This is a genomic window from Pelotomaculum sp. FP (assembly GCF_004369245.1).
GTDB lineage: Bacteria > Bacillota > Desulfotomaculia > Desulfotomaculales > Pelotomaculaceae > Pelotomaculum_C > Pelotomaculum_C schinkii.
In genome coordinates this window covers 14,740-36,430 of the sequence record NZ_QFGB01000043.1, presented here as the reverse complement: position 1 = coordinate 36,430, position 21,691 = coordinate 14,740, and the positions used below count along the sequence as shown (strand labels likewise).

Annotated in this window: 20 protein-coding genes and 2 pseudogenes; 21 read left to right on the top strand and 1 reads right to left on the bottom strand. The window is 38.1% G+C overall.

Annotation, left to right across the window (positions count from 1 at the left end; translation table 11 throughout):
- Nucleotides 1-131 precede the first annotated feature (131 nt).
- A pseudogene (locus Psfp_RS22320) lies at nt 132-257 on the top strand (capsular biosynthesis protein); the annotation flags it as partial.
- A 21-nt stretch (nt 258-278) separates the two neighbouring features.
- Nucleotides 279-884, top strand: coding sequence for a sugar transferase (locus Psfp_RS15155; protein ID WP_134219386.1), 606 nt, complete (start codon nt 279-281; stop codon nt 882-884).
- 140 nt (nt 885-1,024) lie between these two features.
- On the opposite strand, the gene Psfp_RS15150 is transcribed toward Psfp_RS15155, so the two are convergent.
- Complete coding sequence (locus Psfp_RS15150; RefSeq protein ID WP_134219385.1) at nt 1,025-1,930, bottom strand: IS1595 family transposase; 906 nt, start codon at nt 1,928-1,930, stop codon at nt 1,025-1,027.
- Nucleotides 1,931-2,050: 120 nt separating this feature from the next.
- Between Psfp_RS15150 and Psfp_RS15145 the strand changes: the two genes are divergently transcribed.
- From Psfp_RS15145 to Psfp_RS15060, 19 genes and pseudogenes are all read left to right on the top strand, one after another.
- The gene (locus Psfp_RS15145; protein WP_134219384.1) at nt 2,051-2,521 is read left to right on the top strand and encodes a MaoC family dehydratase; all 471 of its coding nucleotides are present in this window, start codon (nt 2,051-2,053) and stop codon (nt 2,519-2,521) included.
- Nucleotides 2,514-3,419: a CoA ester lyase gene (locus Psfp_RS15140; RefSeq protein ID WP_134219388.1), complete on the top strand. Its 906-nt coding sequence runs from the start codon at nt 2,514-2,516 to the stop codon at nt 3,417-3,419. Before Psfp_RS15145 ends, Psfp_RS15140 begins: the two co-directional genes overlap by 8 nt.
- Nucleotides 3,420-3,474: 55 nt before the next feature.
- A complete protein-coding gene (locus tag Psfp_RS15135) occupies nt 3,475-4,662 on the top strand; it encodes an ATP-grasp domain-containing protein (RefSeq protein WP_134219383.1) in 1,188 nt (395 codons plus the stop codon).
- Between the two features lie 11 nt (nt 4,663-4,673).
- A complete protein-coding gene (locus Psfp_RS15130) occupies nt 4,674-5,327 on the top strand; it encodes a DapH/DapD/GlmU-related protein (protein WP_134219382.1) in 654 nt (217 codons plus the stop codon).
- A 200-nt stretch (nt 5,328-5,527) separates the two neighbouring features.
- Complete coding sequence (locus Psfp_RS15125) at nt 5,528-6,646, top strand: glycosyltransferase family 4 protein (RefSeq protein ID WP_134219381.1); 1,119 nt, start codon at nt 5,528-5,530, stop codon at nt 6,644-6,646.
- 218 nt (nt 6,647-6,864) lie between these two features.
- Nucleotides 6,865-7,980, top strand: coding sequence for a glycosyltransferase family 1 protein (locus Psfp_RS15120; protein WP_243120694.1), 1,116 nt, complete (start codon nt 6,865-6,867; stop codon nt 7,978-7,980).
- A 15-nt stretch (nt 7,981-7,995) separates the two neighbouring features.
- The gene (locus Psfp_RS15115; protein WP_134219379.1) at nt 7,996-9,357 is read left to right on the top strand and encodes an O-antigen polymerase; all 1,362 of its coding nucleotides are present in this window, start codon (nt 7,996-7,998) and stop codon (nt 9,355-9,357) included.
- Nucleotides 9,311-10,330 carry a glycosyltransferase family 4 protein gene (locus tag Psfp_RS15110; protein ID WP_134219378.1) on the top strand — a complete coding sequence of 340 codons (1,020 nt, stop codon included), beginning with the start codon at nt 9,311-9,313 and terminating at the stop codon, nt 10,328-10,330. Before Psfp_RS15115 ends, Psfp_RS15110 begins: the two co-directional genes overlap by 47 nt.
- Nucleotides 10,331-10,439: 109 nt before the next feature.
- Entirely contained in the window at nt 10,440-11,876 is a 1,437-nt protein-coding gene (locus Psfp_RS15105) for a hypothetical protein (protein ID WP_134219377.1), read from the top strand.
- Complete coding sequence (rfbA, locus tag Psfp_RS15100; RefSeq protein WP_134219376.1) at nt 11,873-12,757, top strand: glucose-1-phosphate thymidylyltransferase RfbA; 885 nt, start codon at nt 11,873-11,875, stop codon at nt 12,755-12,757. Before Psfp_RS15105 ends, rfbA begins: the two co-directional genes overlap by 4 nt.
- A gap of 24 nt (nt 12,758-12,781) precedes the next feature.
- Nucleotides 12,782-13,324: pseudogene (rfbC, locus tag Psfp_RS22315) on the top strand (dTDP-4-dehydrorhamnose 3,5-epimerase); the annotation flags it as partial.
- 3 nt (nt 13,325-13,327) lie between these two features.
- Nucleotides 13,328-14,185: a dTDP-4-dehydrorhamnose reductase gene (gene rfbD, locus Psfp_RS22310; RefSeq protein ID WP_243120696.1), complete on the top strand. Its 858-nt coding sequence runs from the start codon at nt 13,328-13,330 to the stop codon at nt 14,183-14,185.
- A gap of 1 nt (nt 14,186) precedes the next feature.
- Entirely contained in the window at nt 14,187-15,239 is a 1,053-nt protein-coding gene (gene rfbB / locus Psfp_RS15090; RefSeq protein WP_134219374.1) for a dTDP-glucose 4,6-dehydratase, read from the top strand.
- Nucleotides 15,240-15,308: 69 nt separating this feature from the next.
- Nucleotides 15,309-16,631 (top strand): UDP-glucose/GDP-mannose dehydrogenase family protein, encoded by a 1,323-nt coding sequence (locus Psfp_RS15085; protein ID WP_134219373.1) that lies wholly within the window; start codon nt 15,309-15,311, stop codon nt 16,629-16,631.
- Nucleotides 16,631-17,641 (top strand): NAD-dependent epimerase, encoded by a 1,011-nt coding sequence (locus Psfp_RS15080; protein ID WP_134219372.1) that lies wholly within the window; start codon nt 16,631-16,633, stop codon nt 17,639-17,641. Before Psfp_RS15085 ends, Psfp_RS15080 begins: the two co-directional genes overlap by 1 nt.
- Nucleotides 17,634-18,488, top strand: a complete 855-nt coding sequence (locus Psfp_RS15075) for a hypothetical protein (RefSeq protein WP_134219371.1) — start codon at nt 17,634-17,636, stop codon at nt 18,486-18,488. The genes Psfp_RS15080 and Psfp_RS15075 overlap by 8 nt, the downstream gene beginning before the upstream one ends.
- Complete coding sequence (locus Psfp_RS15070) at nt 18,485-19,477, top strand: hypothetical protein (RefSeq protein ID WP_134219370.1); 993 nt, start codon at nt 18,485-18,487, stop codon at nt 19,475-19,477. Before Psfp_RS15075 ends, Psfp_RS15070 begins: the two co-directional genes overlap by 4 nt.
- Before the next feature lie 409 nt (nt 19,478-19,886).
- Nucleotides 19,887-20,492: a hypothetical protein gene (locus Psfp_RS15065; RefSeq protein WP_153189542.1), complete on the top strand. Its 606-nt coding sequence runs from the start codon at nt 19,887-19,889 to the stop codon at nt 20,490-20,492.
- Entirely contained in the window at nt 20,489-21,403 is a 915-nt protein-coding gene (locus Psfp_RS15060) for a nucleotidyl transferase AbiEii/AbiGii toxin family protein (protein WP_134219368.1), read from the top strand. The genes Psfp_RS15065 and Psfp_RS15060 overlap by 4 nt, the downstream gene beginning before the upstream one ends.
- Nucleotides 21,404-21,691: the final 288 nt, after the last annotated feature.

The following is a 21,691-nucleotide window of genomic DNA, read 5'->3' as shown; positions in this document are numbered from 1 at the left end:
CAGTCATCAGGGCGACCTCCTGGAAATTATTTATACTTGAATATTCCCTGATTCTGTCGACTTGAGGGTTTTCCCTTCTTTATTATTATCTATGAGTTACCTAATTCTGGTTAACCGAACACCTATGAAGTGAGTACCCCAATGCTTATAAGCAGTATGAGAATGAGATAACTTTTCCGCTTCATACGTTACTTAGTGATGAGGATGTAGAGTATGTAATTGAGACATTTAAAGCTGCTCTGGCAGAAATATTATAAATAACACTATAAGGTGATAAAATGTATAGGCACCTTTTTAAGAGACTATTTGATCTGATTTTAGCCTTAATGGCTCTGCCATTTTGGTTTATAATATTGATTTTTATCGGTCCTTGCATTTACTTCCAGGACAAAGGCTCAATTTTTTATAACGCACCACGACTAGGCAAGGATGGGAAAGTATTTAAAATGTATAAATTTCGCTCGATGAAGATGAATGCGCCTGATATTAGAAATAAAGATCGTTCCACATACAACGCAGAGGATGATCCCAGGCTAACTAAAATAGGGAAGTTTATTCGTAAGACCAGTATTGATGAAACACCGCAGTTGCTGAATGTTATCAAAGGCGATATGAGCATTATAGGTCCAAGACCAGATTTGCCAGAAGCAATTAATCATTATCAAGGTGAAGAGAAATTAAAAATCAGTGTAAGACCGGGGATTTCAGGCTATAGTCAGGCTTATTTTAGGAACTCTATTTCTGCAGTTGATAAGTTTAAAAATGATGTATTTTATGTTAATAATCTAAATTTTCTTCTTGACCTCAAAATTATTTTTATAACACTAATTACTAGTTTAAAACGTAAAAACATACATTCAAATTCAAGGCAAATAAACAGCTGAATTTAATTTTTCTATTTCAAATTTTAAAATAACCTAAGGCCTTATGTTATTAAGTATGATGAAGTGCAAAAATTTAGTTACTGCAAGCTAATATCAAAGGAAAGTGGTGTTCTGTTTTGTAAAATTATTATTTAAAATGATTATAACGTTAGCTCAGCAAAGGTAACTGTTGGCGTTTCGAGACAACACGTTAAAAGGCGGTTAAATAATTCACCTTTAAAACGACGACGGTTAAAACGATAACAGAATTCGTTGAGATAAGCCTGTAGATGTTTTTTATCAAGACCATGAAAAGTACCGGCAATAAAGGCTTTAGCATTTGAAACGACAGTATGGAGCCACTTTAAATGGTCGGGATTTTGTTTTGGATCAAAATCTTTGGGTTTATGCTCAAAACCTTCTTTAGCAAGTTTTAAGTATGAACGATAAGCAGCACTTGAGATTTTGGAACCGGATCCAATAACAGAATGAGCAAATTCCGCCAAGGTGACCCCTTTTACATCTGATACAACTTGCATTTTTAGGAATAAAGGATATCCTTGATTATTCAGAGACAAGCCGGCTAGAACGAGCGATTTTTCTGTCCCACTCCCACGTTTTCCACCTTCATTTGGTGCACCAAGAAAAAAATCGTCAAGTTCTACGATCCCGCTAAGCATGTATTGTGAATCTCTGTCTCCCATGGCTTTACGAATTTTTTGCAACATCAGCCAAGCAGTTTTGTATGAAACACCCAGTTCTTCACTTATCGAAGTAGCAGATCGACCACGTTTGTCATGAGCAACAAGATAAATGGCCCAAAACCAAATCATCAATTTAGTATGAGTCTTCTCCGTGACTGTACCTGCGGTAACGGAAGCTTGGTAGTGGCATCTGGTACACTCATAGAGGTTACGAGTAGTTATTTCATAGCAGCGATTATGGCCGCACCTGGGACACTGGAATCCATTAGGCCAACGTTTTTGAAACAAGTACTGTAGGCAGGCTTCTTCATTTGAAAACTTTTGCTGAAAATCTATCAAGTTAATCTTTTCTTGCTTTGCCAACATCATCAACCCAGAACGTTAGTTTGCATAATTAGTATATCAAACACGTGTTCCATGGTAAAGTGGTTGCTGAGCTAAAGGGATAATCATTTTATTTAAATATATTAATCGGGAGGGCTTATGGAACAGATAGGTAGATATTTTGAAGAATTTGAAGTTGGAGAGGTTGTAATTCATAAAACATCAAAAACGATCTTTGAGAGTGATAATAATCTTTTCTCATTGTTAACTATGAATCATCATCCAGTGCATATCAATGTTGACTATGCCTCAAAACAGCAGCATGGGCAAATATTAGTAGTAGGTACACTAGTATTTAGTTTAGCGGTTGGAATTACTGTTCCAGAAATCAGTGGTAAAGCTATTGCAAATTTAATGTATGAGAATATTGAGCATTTAGAACCAGTTTTTATCGGGGATACAATTTATTGTGAAACTAAAATATTAGAAAAGATTGATTCAAAGTCAAAAAGAGATAGAGGCATTATTTACGTAGAAACGAATGTTTTTAATCAAAATAAAGTTGAGGTTTTGAAGTTTAGACGTAAAGTTCTTGTTAAAAAAATGGGGGATAAGTTTGACGATGTTTAATTACCCAATGCGATCCTTGATGTTTGTTCCAGCACATAATATAAAATTAATGGAAAGTGCACTAAAAACGAATGCTGACATATTACTACTAGATCTAGAGGATTCTGTTCCATCTAAACAAAACAAAGTAGTAGCTAGAAATAATATTAAAGAATATATTGCCTTGGGTAAATTTAAAGATACTCATGTTTTTCCAAGAATAAATGATAGAGAGAGTGGGGAGTTGCTTAAAGACATCATTGATCTAGCTATTCCTGGTGTAGATGGATTTATGTATCCAAAGTCCAATACGGGTAAAGATATTTATTTTTTTGACAAATTATTAGATACTATCGAGTGCGAGAGAGGCTATAAAAATGGCACTTTTAAGATAATACCTCTGATTGAAACCGCATCTGCTGTATTACATGCTGAGGAAATATGTAAGGTTTCGAATAGAGTAATTGCGATTGCCTTCGGATGTGAAGATTACCTCACAGACATTGACGGTATTAATGATGAAGAAGCATCAACAATTTTTACAGCAAGATCCTTAATTGCCATTGCGGCAAGAAGTCAAGATGTTATTCCGATTGACACAGTTCACATCAGGGTTCATGATTTAGAAGATCTAGAAAAGAATATTATTATTGCTAAAAAACTTGGATTTGAAGGAATGCTTGTATTAAATCCAAAAGAGATTGAGTTAGTACATAAATACTTTTCACCCACTGAAAAAGAGGTAAATGATGCTAAACAGATGGTGGAAGCCTATGAAATGTTTCAAAGGGATGGAGTAGGGGTTGCAGTGTTAGACAATAAGTTTATTGGTCCACCTTTATTCAAGAAGGCTAAAAAAGTTTTGGAACGCAACTATAGAATTAGGGAAAAAGAAAATCTTAGTATAATTGATTATTGAGCCTGTGGATGTGATAAAAAATTTTTTCTTAAATCAATAAAAACGTGAGGGATATATGAAAAAGAAAATAATGATTATTGGTGCAGGGGTACTGCAATTGCCAGCTATTATCAGGGCCAAAGAATTGGGATATGAAGTATTATCAGTCGATATAGACCAAAATGCTTTGGGTTTTAAATATGCAGATGTAAAATGTTTAGTTAGCACCAACGATATTCAGGGTATTTTAAAGGAAGCTGAAAGGTTACAACCTGATGGAGTAATGACTCTTGCTACAGATATGCCTGTAAGATCTGTTGCAGCTGTTGGAGAAAAACTTAATTTAAACACTATTGATAAAAAAACTGCTATTAGAGTTACAGATAAAAGTGAAATGAGAAAAGTTTTAAAAGATAAAAATATTCCCATGCCAAAATATTTTGTTGTAACTAACTATGTTGATTATATTAGTGCTAGTAAGAATTTTACAGGGAGTTTTATTGTTAAACCATCAGATAGTTCGGGAAGTAGAGGGGTATTTTTAGTAGAAGAGGTAGGTCAACTAGAAAAAGCATATAAACATAGTTTAAGTCATGCTAAGAACGGAAAGATTCTACTAGAGGAATATATGAATGGTCCAGAAGTTAGTGTTGAAACATTCTCTATTGGCGGCGTAGTTAATATAATTGCCATTACAGATAAAAAAACTTCTGGTTTACCACACTTTGTTGAATTGAGACACAGTATACCATCTTTATTGGGCAAAGAAACATTGATGGAAATAGAAAAAGTAGCAAGAATGGCGGTTAAATCAATAGGCATTAAGAATGGGCCATCACATACAGAAATTATAGTCACAGAAGAAGGACCTAAAATTGTAGAAATAGGGGCCAGACTAGGTGGCGATAATATAACTACGTATTTGGTTCCTCTATCTACAGGAATTAGTATGGTGGATTTAAATATAAAGTATGCTTTAAATGAAGAAGTGTATATTAAAAAAACATTAGATAAGGCGTCTTGCATACAATATATATCTGCTAATGTGGGAAAAATAAAAAAAATTATTGGAGTGGACGATGCGAAAATTATAAAAGGAGTAAGGCTAGTAAAAATAGTGAAAGGAATTGGTTCTATTATAAACGAAATCGAAAGTAGCCATGATAGAGTGGGTTATGTAATTTCACAAGCAGATAATCCAATTAAAGCGAGAGAAATATGTGAGGAAGCTTGTAAAAAGATAAAGATAGAAATTGTTAACTAAGAGGTGGAAAAATGAAAAAAGTATTAATTTTAGGTGGAAAAGGAAATGGAACAACAATTGCCAATGCTATGGTTGATGCTAATAGACGAGGTTATAATGAATTTAAATTTTATGGATACTTAAATGATGGTGAAGAAAAGGGAAGTTTCATTGAGGAGTATCCAGTATTAGATTCACTGGAAAATATTAAGAAATATTTTGATGAATATTATTTCATAAATACTATTCTAAGAATCGATGGTAATATAGAAAGAATAAATAAGATTGAAAGCTTAGGTATTCCGAATAACAGACTAGTAACATTTGTCCATCCAACAGCATATATTGCACCAAATGTTAAACTATATCCAGGTGTTGTTATAATGCCAAATGTTTCAATATCATCAAATACTGTTATAGGGAAAAATTCTATTGTTATGGTAGGAGCAACTATAGGTCATGATAATGAAATAGGTGATTATTTTCACGCAGCTGCACAAGCTTGCGTTGGTGCATATTTAAAAGTAGGCAAAGGGGTGCATATTGGTTTAAACTCATCAATAAGAGAACATCTTACAATTGGGAATAATGCTACAATTGGAATGGGAACTGTGCTAACAAAAAATGTTGGAGAAAATGAAATATGGATAGGAAATCCATGTAGATTTCTGAGATACAGTGAATGAAAACTATATATTAGTGTGGCATAGAATCTGTGTATGAATACCTATAAAATTGTGAAGATGTTAAGCGACAGAGATCTGGATGAATATATCACTGATAGATAAAAAAATGAAATAAGTTAAGATTACAACCAAGATCTGATACGATTTTAGCGATTATTCTTAACCTAAATGGAAACGACAAATGCAGTGGGTGAAATGAAATGAGAGTTGCAGTAATGATGTTGCGCGCAAGCAGAATGGAAAAAGGTCGTCCGGAATTAGTAGATTCACTGATAAAGATGGGACACGAAGTTATTGCATTTGACCCCGAAAACGATTTGCGAAGTGAAGAACAAAAGATAAACTCAAGAATTGAGTACATACAAGTAGATGTAGCCAGATATAATTTAAACCCAATAAAGGAATTGAAGTCTATATTATCCCTTATTAGCGCATATAAATCTAGTCGTGTAGATGCAATAATCATATTTGGTATCCGTTTTGTACCTGGGGCAACGATAGCAGCACGACTTGCAGGCCTTAAAAGTATCATTAGCGTTATTAATGGAGCAGGAAACCTGTTTATGAAAGAAGATGCGCGTGGGAGAGTTGCTAGAGCTATGAGTTTCCCAATGTTAAAAATAGGATTTAAAATTTCAAAAAAAGTATTTGTTCAGAACCCGGATGACCTACGGTTACTGTTAATGCTAAAACTTGTTAATAAAGAAAAAGCAACTCTTATAAATGGATCGGGAGTAAGTTTGCAAAGATACCCTTATACATATCTGACCGACAAAATGATATTTTTGATGTTGGCACGGCTGGCAAAAGAGAAGGGCATATTTGAATTTATCAAATCTGCCAGAATTGTGAAAAAAAAGTATTCTATGGCTTCATTTCGTATTGTAGGGACTCTTGATTCAAAACTGTCAATAAAAGAGCAGGAAACCTATCAACATGCAATTAATGAGGGGATTATTGAGCATTTACCATATACAGACCACCCGATTATATATTACCAAGAATGTCGTGTCTTTGTTCTTCCTTCATATTATCGAGAGGGGGTACCCCGAACTAATTTGGAAGCCATGGCAACAGGGCGTCCAATTATTACAACGGATTCTCCGGGCTGTAGAGAAACTGTGGAAAATGGAGTAAATGGATTTTTAATACCTCCAAGAGATGCAGATGCACTGGCAGAAAAAATGATATGGATGATAGAACACCCCTCTGAAACAGAACGGATGGGAAAAGAATCGCGTCGCATCGCAGAGGAGAAGTTCGATGTTAACGAGGTAAATAAAATCATATTGAGTGCTTTTGACGACAAGAGAGGTTAGCAGTCTGGAGTATATAAAATAATGAAGGCAATAAGAGTACTGTCAATGGAATACCAAGAAATGGTTCCGAAGACCATGATTATGAGTCTCTATAGGAATATTGATAGGCTAGGGTGCAATTTGAGACATATCACAGAGGAGATTTGAAGTGAATAAAGTAAATGATGTTGTCTTAAATACTTTTAGGCATAATGATAATAGAAATGGAGAAATTTAATTTGGAGCCAATTAGAGTTCTTCATGTATTAAGTGCATTGGCCAAAAATGGTGCAGAAAGCAGAATTATGGATATTTATAGGAACATTAATAGAGAGAAAATCCAGTTTGATTTTGCTGTGCATACTACTAAGCAATGCGATTTTGACAATGAAGTCAAATCTATGGGAGCGCGCATATATAGCTTTCCGAAATTTAAAATATTCAACTATCTCCAATATTATAAAGAATGGGAGCAATTTTTCAAGGAGCACACAGAAATTCAAATTATACATATTCATGTCACAAATTTAGCCGCTGTAATTCTAAATGCTGCCCAAAAAAGCTCTGTTCCCGTTAGAATTACCCATTCGAGAAATAGCAACCAAAGTGGATTTGTGCAGAAGGTATTCTTAGCATTAACAAGAAATATTATTTTTCGCAAATCAACACAAATGCTGGCTGTATCAAAAGAAGCTGGTGAATATGTATTCGGCAAAAAGGCGATGGAGGCAGGTATTGTTAGAATTCTTAGAAATGCCATTGATGCAAGAAAATATACTTTCAATGCTGAATTGCGCAAAAAAATAAGAGCTGAATTGGAAGTGAAGGATAACCTGGTTGTTGGTCATATTGGAAGGTTTGTCGAACAGAAAAATCACAAATTTGTTTTAGATATATTTAAGAAACTTCAAAAGATAAAACCGCATGCTGTGCTAATACTTGTAGGTATCGGGGAAAAACAACCGCAAATGCGGGAATACGCGGAAGACATCGGTGTAGGTAAGAGTGTTATATTCATGGGGTCGCGTAATGATGTGCCAATGCTTTTACAAGCTTTTGACGTGTTGCTTTTCCCTTCACTGTTCGAGGGACTACCAGGTGTAGTTTTGGAAGCCCAAGCTGCCGGCTTGCCTTGTGTTATTTCAGATACCATTACCAAAGAAGTAGCCATAACTGACTTAGTGAAGTATATGAGCCTATCAGAGGCCCCTAAAATATGGGCTGTTGCGGTTGTAAAGCAAGCCACAATACCTCGGATAAACACAATAAAAAATTTTGTTGAATGTGGGTTCAATATTCACGCGATAGCGAATGAGTATGTAAAAATGTACATGAAATATATAGTGTCTAATTAACAAAATAGCAAAAGGGTGATTGTAATACAATCAATAATAAACACGATTTTAGTTATTTTTCAAATTTTTCTAACAGTTATAAGTATCATATATAGCCAACGCAAATATCATAGATGGATTTCACCATTGAGTATATACACGTCTATAAGTAGTGTGTCATTGTTGTTGTGCTTAATGAATCTCCTCTCGTATACAGATATTAAAACAATTGTGTTATTTTTGTTACTCTTAAGCGAAATATCACTGTTTTTCGGCGTTACTTTTGGTGATGCCATATTTAACTCAGTTAAAGGGAAGACTAAAAGAATACAGCAAAATGAGGAGGATTCGCATAGTCTCATAATAAAAGAGGTCGAAATAGTTCGCTTGAGTATGAGCATAATTGCAATAATAGCAACTGTTGGGTGGACGCTGAGCCTTAGAGAGATCTTGAGAATATATAGCCTTTCTTATATCCTCGCAGATACATCATTCATTCAATATATGGATCTGCAACAACAATATATTGGATATTTAAATGTAATGGGTATTCTGGTTTTTCCAATGTTCGTTTTCTGTGCATTCAAAGATAAAGTTCGTATTCTGGACATAATTTGTGTGTGTTTGGCAATGACCGGGCTATTTTTGGCAGGCATTAAATCATACTTAATTATAACATTAGTGGTAGGATTTTTTGTTTACAGTCAGATTGCTCCGAAAATTAAGTTTCGCTATATATTGCTTCTTGCTTTTGCAGGGATTGCTTTTTTTGTTTTTTATACAAATATTATTGATAAATATTCAGTTGTTAATTTTGGCGGCTCTAATTTTCCGGAATTTCTGTCTATATTTCAAAGACCTTATCTTTATATAACAGGAGGATGGGCTTCGTTTAGCGTTGCTGAAGCATCTACGGGGACAATGTTTCCATACAAAGGTTATGTTGTATTAGCACCGATTTTTAAATTAATTTCATTTTTAGGTTTGACAGATAAGGAGCAGTTCGAACCATTAGAAGGTGTTCAAATAAGTTCATATGGAGCAGGAACAAATGTATATACCATGGTAGGCGAGGCATATATTGATTTAGGAGTCGTAGGATGTGTATTTACGTTTTTATTTTTAGGGTTAATATGTGGTTACTTATATAAATTGAGCTGTCGATATCGTAAACCTAATATGATATTCGTATCAGCTTTGTTGATGTACGTTATGTTCATATCTTTCCTAAACTACTATTTAAATTTCAAAATATTGTTCTTGTGTATAGTTACTTATGGGGTTTTAAAGGCAGTTAATTTTTACAAAAATAAGAAGCGAAGAAGAATAATTTATAGGAGAAAGACAACTAATGAAAGTCGCACTTTTTTCCGGCAGCAATACCACACCATCCGCTAGATTTAGAATAAGACCGCACATCCAATTATTAACTGAACATGGTATATACATATGCGATTATCCTTCTTTACACGGACAATACCCATCGGCAGGAATTTTCAGACGTCTATTTTGGGGAGCGTCAGAACTTATAAGTCGTAGCAAGGACATAATTCGTGCAAAAGGGGCAGATATTTACATTGTTCAAAAAGAAATGCTTGCTACTCTTTATACATTGGAGCGTTTTATTGCCCAACCTAAAATTTTCGATTTTGATGATGCAGTCTATCTTCGACAACGCTTTCACAGCGTAGATAAGATTCTTAGCACTTTCGATGGAGTATTTTGCGGCAACAATGTTTTAGCGGAATATGCATCAAAATTCAATAAAAATGTTTTCGTCCAGAACACTGCTGTGGATACATCACGATTTGTGCCGGCAACACGTGTTGATAAAGATGATATTGTGATTGGCTGGTGCGGATCATCGTCCAACTATAAGGATTTATACAAAATTGAAGATGCGCTAATTGATGTGCTGCGTTCAAATAAGCAGGTTAAGCTGCTTGTCTCAAGCAATGTCCCGCCGAAGTTCAGTAAAATCCCAAAAGATAAGATTAAGTATGTTGCCTGGAGTCCGGAGAATGAGGTGTCCGTTTATCAGGAAATGGATATTGGACTGATGCCTCTTGAAGACAATCCATGGAATAGAGGCAAGTGTGCTTATAAGATGCTCTTATATATGGCATGTGGCATTCCAGCAGTTGTATCACCGGTAGGCATGAATGCAGAGGCGCTTGAAAAAGGTGAAATAGGGTTCTCCGCAAAAAACCATAAAGATTGGGTGAATGCACTTATAATGCTTGCCGGGGACTCAAAATTGCGAAATGAACTTGGTGTGTGCGGAAGAAAAGTAGCATTAGAGAGATATTCCAGTACGGTCATATCAACTCAAATTGCTGATGCCATTTTCAAAATATACAATGGCGCATAGGTGTTTGTTTAATCAGAAATCAGGTAACTCAAAAAGGGAAATCCGATAAGACAACCAGAATCAGGGAATATTCGAGTTTAATCAATCACCTATGGAGGAAACTGCGGGAGTGGAAGAAAGCGTTTTGCGGAAATTCGCAAACAACCTAATGTTTGCTTTTGGAGCTCAAGGTATATCTTTATTTCTAAGTATACTTATGTCTTTAGTAGTACCTAAAATTCTTGGGGTAGAAGAGTTTGGATATTGGCAGCTATTCTTGTTCTACAGCAACTACATTGGTTTTTTTCACTTTGGTTTAAACGACGGCTTATACCTCCGACATGGGGGAAAAGAATACAAAGAACTGAATCATTCACTAATAGGCTCACAATTCTGGGCAGCGGTTGCTACTCAAACAATTATAGCTATTGGTATTGTATTATACGCTTGTAATTATACAGATGATTCGCAACGTAAATTTGTATTGATTACAACAGGTATACACCTTATTCTTTTCAATGCATCAAATTATTTGGGCTATCTGTTCCAAGCTATAAACGACACGCGACGTTACTCTATTTCGATAATGGTTGATAAGATAGTATTTATAATTAGTGTTCTTGGCCTTTTGATCGCGGGCATTAATCGTTTCGAGTTGTTCGTTGCCTTATACCTTGTAAGTCGGCTGTTATCTCTCATTTACTGCGTTTATTATGGAAAGGAAATAGTATTTGCTCATTTATCAAAGATAACAACAACGGTACGCGAAGCGAAAATCAATATATATGTTGGGATTTTCCTTATGCTTTCCAATATTTCGAGCCAACTAATAATTGGCAGTGGCCGCTGGACGATAGATACCGTTTGGGGCATTGAGGCATTTGGAAAATTTTCTTTTTCTCTATCTTTGACGGCTTTTGTATTACTGTTTATTAATCAAATTAGTATGGTTATGTTTCCAGCTTTGAGAAAAACAAATGGAGAAAACCAAAAAAAGGTATATAGGTCGGTACGAGATGTTTTGAGTATAATGTTGCCAGCGGTACTTATATTTTATCTGCCATTAAAGTTGGTTATTGGCATATGGCTTCCCCAGTACAAGGAAAGTCTTGAGATTTTGGTTGTGTTGTTGCCTGTGTGTACATATTCAGCGAAAATGCAGTTATTGTCGAATACCTATTTAAAAGTGCTAAGAAAAGAGAAAGTTCTTTTTTTTATCAATCTTAGTGCAGTATTCATAAGTATGTCACTTAGTTTAATAGGCGCGTATATAATTGGCAACATATATGTAATTGGAATATTTATGTTAGTTGCTACTGCTTGCAGAAGTATAATGGCGGATTTGTTTCTTTCAAGAATGATGAGGTTTAACATAATACAAGATTTGATTGCCGAATGCATGTTGGTATTTATTTTTGTTTTGGCGTTTTCTTGTCTACAAAACTTCATGGCTTTTACCGCTTACTTATTTGCATACATGTTATTTTTTGCAGCATTTAGAAAAAAGTTTAAAGGGATAGCTGCGCTAACCAACAAGGTAATGAAAAATAGGGGGAATCAAATTTGAAAGGCATTATTCTGGCCGGCGGCTCTGGAACGAGACTCTACCCGCTGACCATGATTACAAGTAAACAACTGCTACCCGTTTACGACAAACCTATGGTGTATTATCCGCTGTCAACTCTGATGTTGGCGGGGATACGAGATATACTCATCATTTCCACACCGACTGACCTTCCGAATTTTCAAAAACTCTTAAGGGACGGCAGACAGTTCGGCATCAAGCTTTCCTATAAGGCGCAGCCTTCACCGGACGGGCTTGCACAGGCTTTTCTAATTGCCGAGGAGTTTATTGGTGACGATTGCTGTGCTATGGTTCTGGGTGATAATATTTTCTATGGTAATGGATTCAGAACGCTTCTTAGAGCAGCCAAGGAGAACGCACAAAAAGGCAAAGCAACCATATTTGGCTATTATGTTAATGACCCGGAACGATATGGCATTGTGGAGTTTGATCAGAATGGCAGAGTCATATCAGTAGAGGAAAAACCGAAGCAGCCCAGGTCTAACTATTGCATCACAGGCTTGTACTTCTATGATAACCGTGTTGTAGAGTATGCCAAGCAGATTAAACCTTCTGCGAGAGGTGAACTTGAAATCACTGACTTGAACCGTATATACTTGGAGGATGGAACTCTTAACGTTAAGCTGTTAGGACGTGGCTACGCCTGGCTTGATGCCGGTACTATGGATAGTCTGATAGAAGCAGCAAGCTTTGTTCAGATGATTGAAAAACGACAGGGCATTAAGATCTCTGCACCGGAAGAGATAGCATATAAGAATAATTGGATTAGCAGAGATGTGTTGTTGGACTCAGCGGAACTATATGGAAAGTCACTATACGGAGAGCATCTCAAGAAAGTCGCTGCAGGAAAGATTCAGTATTAATTCAGACAGATAGAGGTGTTGATAATGAAGGTTATAAAAACTAGTTTCAAAGGTTTACTAATAATTGAGACAGATATACATGGTGACAATAGAGGATGGTTTGCAGAAAGCTATAATAAAAAAATATTTGCTGATCATGGAATAGATACTGATTTTGTTCAGGACAATCATTCCTATTCGGGACAAAAAGGTATACTTAGAGGAATCCATTTTCAAATCCATCCGATGGCGCAGACAAAAATGGTCAGATGTACCAGAGGTGCGATTATTGACACCGTAGTTGATTTAAGAAAAGGCTCTGATACATACAAGCAGTATTATAGCATTGAATTGTCTGCGAATAATAAAAAGCAATTATACATACCAAAAGGATTTGGTCATGCTTTCCTAACGATAACAGAAGATGTTGAGGTACAATACAAAGTTGATGAATATTACTCAAAAGAACACGATCGCAGCATTAAATTTAATGATCCGGAGATTGGTATTGACTGGGGCGTTGAGGAACCCATATTATCACAAAAAGATTTGAACGCACCCCTTTTAAAAGACAGTGATGCTAATTTTAGCATCAAAGTACTGGTAACCGGTGTGAATGGTCAGTTGGGTTATGATGTAGTTAAGAGGCTGAATCTGCTTCAAATTGATAGCATAGGCGTTGGTAGACAAGATTTTGATATAACAGACCGAGCGCAGACGGAAGCATATATCACAGATTGTAAACCGGACGTTATTGTTCATTGCGCTGCCTATACGGCAGTAGATAAAGCGGAGGATGAGCAAGAAAAATGCTATGCAGCAAATGTTGACGGTACAAGGAATATTGTGGAAATCTGTAAAAAGATAGATGCCAAGATGGTGTACGTCAGTTCCGACTATGTATTTGACGGGGAAGGAACAGACGAACAAAAGGAAGATAAGCCGACAGCGCCGGTTAACTATTACGGATACTCAAAGGAGCAAGGTGAGCTGGTTGTTAAAGAAGCACTGGACAAGTATTTCATTATTAGAAGCTCATGGATATTCGGAAAGAATGGGAACAACTTTGTGAGGACAATGCTGAAGCTCGGAAAAACAAAAGATGAAATCGACGTGGTTAATGATCAGATTGGAGCACCGACATATACAAAGGACTTGGCCGTTCTGATATGTGATATGCTTCAGACTACAAATTATGGAACTTACAATGCGGTTAATGAGGGTTACTGCAGTTGGTATGACTTTGCTTTAAAAATTTTTCAGCTGGCTCGGATAAATATTGGAGTGAATCCAATATCAACATCGGAGTATCCAACAAGGGCGAGAAGACCACTGAATTCAAAATTATCGAAAGATATGCTTGATAAGAATGGCTTTAATAGATTGCCTCATTGGGAAGATGCACTGAAAAGGTATTTAGAAGAATTGAATAATCAGTTAGGTGAGTAAAATGAAGAATATATTGATAACAGGTGGAGCCGGCTTTATCGGCAGCAATTTTGTAAAAATGATGCTGGACAGGCATCTTGGTTATAAGGTGATCAATGTAGATGCGCTTACCTATGCCGGCAATCTGGAAAATTTAAAAGACGTGGCGGGTAAACCCAACTATACTTTTATTAAAGCTGATATCAGAGATAGAGCAAAAATTGACGAAATCTTTTCTACTTATGGCATCGATACTGTAGTGAACTTCGCAGCAGAATCTCATGTGGATAGAAGCATTGTTGAACCGGAGATTTTTTTGACAACAAATATCCTTGGCACACAGGTGTTGCTTGATACTGCAAAGAAGCACTGGAAAATAAAACCCGGTGACAAGTATTGCAAGGAGTACAAGCCGGGAGTTAAATTTTTGCAGGTGTCAACGGATGAAGTATATGGCGCGTTAGGCAAAAAAGGTATGTTTATGGAAACTAGCCCCCTGTTGCCAAACAGCCCGTACTCAGCATCCAAGGCAGGCGCGGATATGATTGTAAGGGCATATCACCAGACTTTTGGTATGCCGGTCAATATTACACGATGCAGCAATAATTACGGCCCTTATCAATTCCCGGAAAAGTTGATACCGCTCATGATAAACAACTGCTTGAAAGAGAAAGACCTACCGGTTTACGGTGATGGGATGCAAGTAAGGGATTGGCTGCATGTATCTGACCATTGCTCTGCCATCGATGTAGTTTTACATAAAGGCGAAGCTGGAGAGGTTTATAACATCGGTGGTAATAATGAGAAGGCCAATATTGAGATAGTAAAGTTCATCGTTGTAACGTTAGGTAAGTCGGAAAGCCTGATTAAATACGTGAAAGATAGGCCCGGTCATGATCGAAGATATGCTATTGATAATACGAAAATCACAACCCAGCTTGGCTGGGCTCCCGTATATACCTTTGAACGTGGAATAAAAGAAACCATTGAATGGTATTTGAACAACAATGAGTGGATTGAGAATATCGTGTCTGGTGATTATGTTCATTACTATGATAAGATGTATAGGACGTAAAAATTCGGTAGGAATCGTATGGAAGAATTGGACTAAGGTATTAAATGAAACTTACGAGGTGTTCACATCATGTCTCAAATAGCAGTAATAGGCGCCGGCTACGTCGGCCTTGTATCCGGCGCAATCTTATCAGACTTTGGTCATACAGTAACGTGTGTCGACGTTGACGAAAATAAGATCAACTGTCTCAAAGAAGGCGTCATTCCCATTTTTGAACCGGGGCTTGAAAGGATAGTCAAGAACAACTACTACTACAAACGCCTTGACTTTACCACGGACATCCAGTCCGCCGTTGAAAACAACGATGCTATCTTCATCGCAGTAGGTACTCCTCCGGCGGACGACGGCAGCGCGGATTTGCAGTATGTGCTTGCCGTTGCCAGGGACATTGCCACCCATATGAACGGCTATAAGGTCATCGTGAACAAGTCTACCGTGCCGGTGGGCACCGGACAAAAGGTCAAGGCAGCGGTGCAAGCTATCCTTGCCGAGCGGGGAGTTGACTATACCTTTGATATGGTGTCCAATCCGGAGTTCCTGCGGGAAGGCTCCGCTGTTCAAGACTTCATGCATCCTGACCGGGTGATCCTCGGTGCTGAAAGCGACCGGGCCATCAGCGTCATGAAGGAAGTCTACCGGGTCCTTTATATCAACGAAACCCCCTTTGTGGAAACCAACATCGAAACCGCGGAGATGATCAAGTACGCGTCCAACGCCTTCCTGGCTATGAAGATCACGTTCATCAATGAAGTAGCCAATGTCTGCGAAAAGGTCGGCGCGGATGTGCAAAAGGTGGCCAAGGCAATGGGGCGGGACGGGCGCATTTCCCCCAAATTCCTGCACGCCGGCCCCGGTTTTGGCGGGAGCTGCTTTCCCAAAGATACCAGGGCTCTGGCGAAAATTGCCCGGGACTGCGGGGAGTCCATATCTCTAGTGGAAGCGACAGTGGCTGCCAACGACCGCCAGAAACTGAAAATGGTGGATAAAATTGCTGTGGCTTTGGAGGATCTAAACGATAAAACCCTGGCCGTGCTCGGCGTGACCTTCAAGCCGAACACGGACGACATGCGGGAGGCGCCGTCGCTGGTGATTCTGCCGGAACTGGTAAAACGCGGCGCAAAGCTCAAGGTATATGACCCTGCGGGCCAAAAAGAAGGGATCTGGCGTTTTGCAGATATCCAGGACAGCCTCACCTGGTGCGACAGCGCCTATGAAGCCTTAGAGCATACCGACGCCACGGTGATCCTGACCGAGTGGAATGAATTCAGAAACCTTGATTTTGATCAATTCAAGGAAATCGGCGCCGGCGCCTACTTCTTTGATTTGAGGAATATTTACGATAAAAAGAGCATGGTCGAAAAGGGCTTTAAATACTATGGCGTGGGTGTTTAATGAAAAAGCTGAAATCAGTAGATGTTAAAAAAACATATTTGGTGACGGGCGCGGCCGGGTTTATCGGCATGCATCTGTCACAAAAGCTTTTGGAGCTGGGTTGCCCCGTGATCGGCCTGGACAATATGAATGACTATTACGACGTCCGGCTGAAATATGCCAGATTGGATATTCTCAAGAAATATGAACAATTCACCTTTTACAAAATAGATCTGGCTGATAAAGGGCACCTGGAGGCTCTGTTTCGTGACCACAGCATTGATGTGGTCATAAATCTGGCGGCGCAGGCCGGTGTGCGCTACAGCATTGAAAACCCGCAAGCCTACATCCAGTCCAACATTGTGGGGTTTTTTAATATCCTGGAATGCTGCAGACACTACCCGGTGCGGCATCTTTTGTACGCGTCGTCCAGCTCTGTCTACGGCAACAACAAAAAAGTCCCCTTTGCCACGGACGATCCCGTTGATAACCCGGTCAGCCTCTACGCGGCCACCAAGAAGTCCAATGAGCTGATGGCCTACACCTACAGCCACCTCTACCGGATATCCGCGACGGGCCTGCGGTTTTTCACCGTATACGGGCCGTACGGCAGGCCGGACATGGCGTATTTTTCCTTTACCAAAGCGATCATGGAGGATCGGCCGATCCGGGTGTTTAACAACGGTGACATGTACAGGGATTTCACCTATATCGATGATATTGTCGGCGGGATCCTGCCTTTGATCGAGAACTCTCCCGTGCTCACCATGACGGATGTCCCGCATAAGCTGTATAACATCGGCAACAACAAGCCGGAGAAACTGATGGATTTCATCGGGGCCATTGAAAAGGCCGTGGGCAAAAAGGCGATCATGGAGTTTTACCCCATGCAGCCGGGGGATGTGTATCAAACCTACGCCGACGTGACGGATTTGGTGAAAGACGTCGGCTTTAAGCCGGACACTTCCATCGATGCAGGAATCGGCAGGTTTGTGGCCTGGTATACGAGGGAGGAGGCCACAGTTGATTGACCAGACAGTTTTTCTTGGGTTATCAGAAAGTATATGGCAGGGCATCTTCGGTTTCCTTTCTACAATTATCGTTGCAGGAGCTGTAGGGTTTATTACAATTCATTGGTTGTCAAAGCAAGAAGCTTTGAATGAACGTGAAGGGAAAATTCTTAATGACCGAATAACCGCTTATCTTGAAATACTGGATTCAATGGCAAGAATCAACGAAAGAACCATTGTTCTGGATACTGAATTGGATATCCGTAGTGAATTAGATAAGTATGGGGTTGCGACACTTAAGGATAGACCTGCAGTAGAGTATCCTCCTTTCCTTGAGGGCAGAGAAAAACTTCAAACTATTGTTAAGTCACTTGACAGTTTTTATACCAACAAGCTCCATTTGGTAGGTCCTAAATCTTATAAGCAATTTATATATGTTTATCTGTATCTGTCAAAGCTTGATGGATACTACAAATATTTAATGACTACACCAATGCCTGATGGGACGCTTTTAGATGAGTCAACCACCGATGAGATTTTAAAAGAGTTTCTTCCAAAAGTCGGTATGGTAATAGACTTCGATATGGTAAAAATGCAAGCCGATTTTGAGCGTGCTTTAGTTGGTGAACTGTATAATTTAAGATCCTGCAGCAAACCTCCGTTTAAAAATGAAGAGGAAAAAGTCAGGTTCTTTTATGGAAAATTTCGCGAAACATTATATGCTGTGAATGAGATAGGGCTCTTTCGGATGCTAATAGATATAATTGCAGAGAAAACCGGTACTTCATTTGATATATTATGTAAGCATTTCAAAGCAAATGAGTATGTGGTGACACCATTCCTCCATGATCAGGAGGTGTGGCAATGAAGGTTTTATTTGAATACATATTTGGTTGGTTTTCACATGCGGCTTCGGAATTTTCAGCATTGCTGAATAAATTACCGGATTTTATGGTAGGAAACCTTATAGAACTACTGGGTGTCTTATTCGCGTCGGTTCTTGTTGCAATATTTTCAACATTATTTGTTGACAAGAAAAGAGAAATACAAAAGGTTAAAGCGCGGGTACTAGATTTGCGCCTTGAACAATATGATGCTATTAGGTCATTTGTTGAAGACCAGAGCAAGACGGCTGCATTTCCGGAAAACATTGATGCCGTGAAAAACAACTTTGAGATAAGCGGTTTATCTTTAAAGGATAATGAAAACTGTTATTCCAGTCAAGGAATAGCAACTGAGCAGAAAATTATTCAGGCTCTTGTTAAACTTGAAAATCTTACAATGAACGGTTTATATATCTTAGATGATGATGTTCTCGGCATGCTTTTACAAATCAAAATATATATCATGAATCTTAATATGTTTTCCATCCTTCTGCGTGGATATTATGAAAATAAGAAAAATATCAGAAAGAAAATCTTAGGAGATAATAGACGAGAAGAAAATAATGAAGACAGAAAAGAAGTTAAAATTGCAACCACTGAGGATATAAATCAGATTAGTGAATATTATTTTCTGCATCTTTCCATAGTTCTAAATAACGAATACCAGAATATGATTGATAAATTGCAGGAAATGGTTATTCATAAAGCTTCAAAACCAAGATTTGAGCGAAAGGAAAAAAATTATAGAAAAATAAAAACAAGGCAGCGTTTACAAAATAAGGCATTAGATAAAACAATTCTCATAAACAAATTTCCACAGTTGATACATGCATTGGCGTCATTAAGTTCAGCGTATTTTCAGGAATTCGAAGAACAGCGTGATAACACGTTAAAGGAATTTCTTGCTTATGCAGTTGATATTCTTGGGTGGCAAGAAGGATTGTCTGGGTTGTCCCCTTCAAAAACTAAATAAAAATCTACGGCGCCTGTCAACTAACTCAACTTTCGCATATTGAAAATTTCAGGCGTTTTTTAAATATCAAGGATAGAGAAGCACAAAAATGGTTCAAGAACGCATTGACCTGCTGTTCCGACAAAAATAAGAAATCAACCAAAGACTGCCTTAGAAGGTCAATTATCAGCAAGACTGCCTGAGTAAAGCTGATGTCCTGCATCTCATCGCAGCATATATAAAAAAGGTTGCCCAGTGTCCTGGGGGCCTGATTATTTCGTGACTCCAAAGAGAGCATCATATACCAGCTGCGTTCCTGATTTTTTTAAAGATAAGTTTTATATTGACAACTACTTAGAAAATATTGTAAAATAAATATGCACAAAAAAACAGAAAATAAATCTTAATGCCTATTGATTTGGTGATAATCATGACTGAGACAAGGCGTAAAAAAATTAAAAAGATATTTGATGATAACGGTCCTATTGTCAAGGCGTCCATTCTCCGAGAAAACAAGCTTTGCAGCAGAGATATCACAGAACTTATAGAAGCAGGTTTTGTTAAAAAACACAGGACTGGTTTTTATTCATGGGCTAGCTCTGACTATAACATGTCGGATATTGAACTGGCATCAAGTCTGGTTCCAAACGGAGTGATTTGCCTTTACTCTGCGGCAGTCCATCACGAGTTCACTACAATAAACCCTACCATAGTAAGTGTTGCCGTTCCATCCAGCACCGTTAAACCTCAATTGCCGGAGTATCCGCCAATTGAACTGTATGTTTTTAGCAAAACATTCTTTTCTCTGGGGGAAACCTCGGAGCAGCTTTCCTATACGAAAATCAGAATTTATGATCGGGAAAGAACTGTTTGTGACTTTTTTAGATTAAGGTATCAGTTGGGCGAAGATGTGGCTTTTGAGGTGCTAAAAAACTACATGGCACGCAAAAATAAAAATCTGCAAAAACTCATGGAGTATGCAGCCAGGCTTCGCATAAAAACAAAAATCAGACCTTATCTGGAGGCAATGCTATGAGCAAGGCGGATAGCATTAAAGCAAGGCTTAAAAATCTTGCTATTGCAAAGCAAGAACAATTTGATTATCTTTTGATGCTGTATTTTATTGAGCGGATCTTATATCGCCTATCCATCTCAAAGTATGGGGATATTTTTGTTTTAAAGGGAGGTTTGCTCCTTTATACTATCCTTGATGACAAGGCAAGAGCTACAAAGGATATTGATCTGCTCGCAAAGGAATTGGCAAGTACATTGGATGGTCTTCAACAAATTTTTAAAGAAATCTGCAGCATCGAAGCCGATGATGCAATTTACTTCGACACGGAAACAATCAGTGCGGAACGCATTAAAGAGGATGCCGACTATGAAGGTGTTAGAATAAAAGTTACCGCTTTTTTGGACAAGTCAAAAAAGATTTTGCAGTTTGACATTGGGTTCGGAGACGTAATCGTGCCCAAAGCAGTTGATATGGAGTATCCTTCTCTTCTTGATATGGATCTCCCAAGAATTAAAGCTTATTCCATGGAGTCAGTAATCGCAGAAAAGTTTGAGGCGATGCTTTATTTGGCTGAAGCCAACAGCCGAATGAAGGATTTTTATGATGTTTACATGCTTTGCAGAACCTTTGACTTTGATGGACGGGTGTTATATGAAGCCATAAATCAGACGATACAACGACGTGGGACACCTCTCTCCAAAACGCCGACGGTGTTTTCTGAAAGCTTCCAGACACTTAAAGATAAACAAATGCAATGGAATGCTTTTAAACGCAGAATTGGAACTAAAATTGATGCCAGCTTTGGTAGCATAGTTTTGCTGATTAAAATATTTCTTTTACCTATTTATGAATGTGTGCTGGGCGATAAGGAGTTTTTCGGCCAGTGGGACAAGGATGCTCTTGAGTGGATAAAACATTACGAGGAGAATTAATGAACACAGAAGGGTAGCCCAACAGACTCATAAACGAAAAAAGTTCCTATCTATGTCCCACCGCAAAAAAGGCAACCACAGTTTTCTCCGCCATTTTAAAGACCCCGGCCGCTTCGCCGTGGTCGCAACCCATAAGGGTGAAACAATACCGCCTGGAACATAGAGGGCTGCTCGCAATAGCTTAGAAATAGTTGGGTTGTTACCTGATTGCGAAGAAGTTGCTCTTGAGAAATAATAAAATTGAAGCCTATTTACAGGATGATTTTATTGAAGATTAGTATGCTAAAT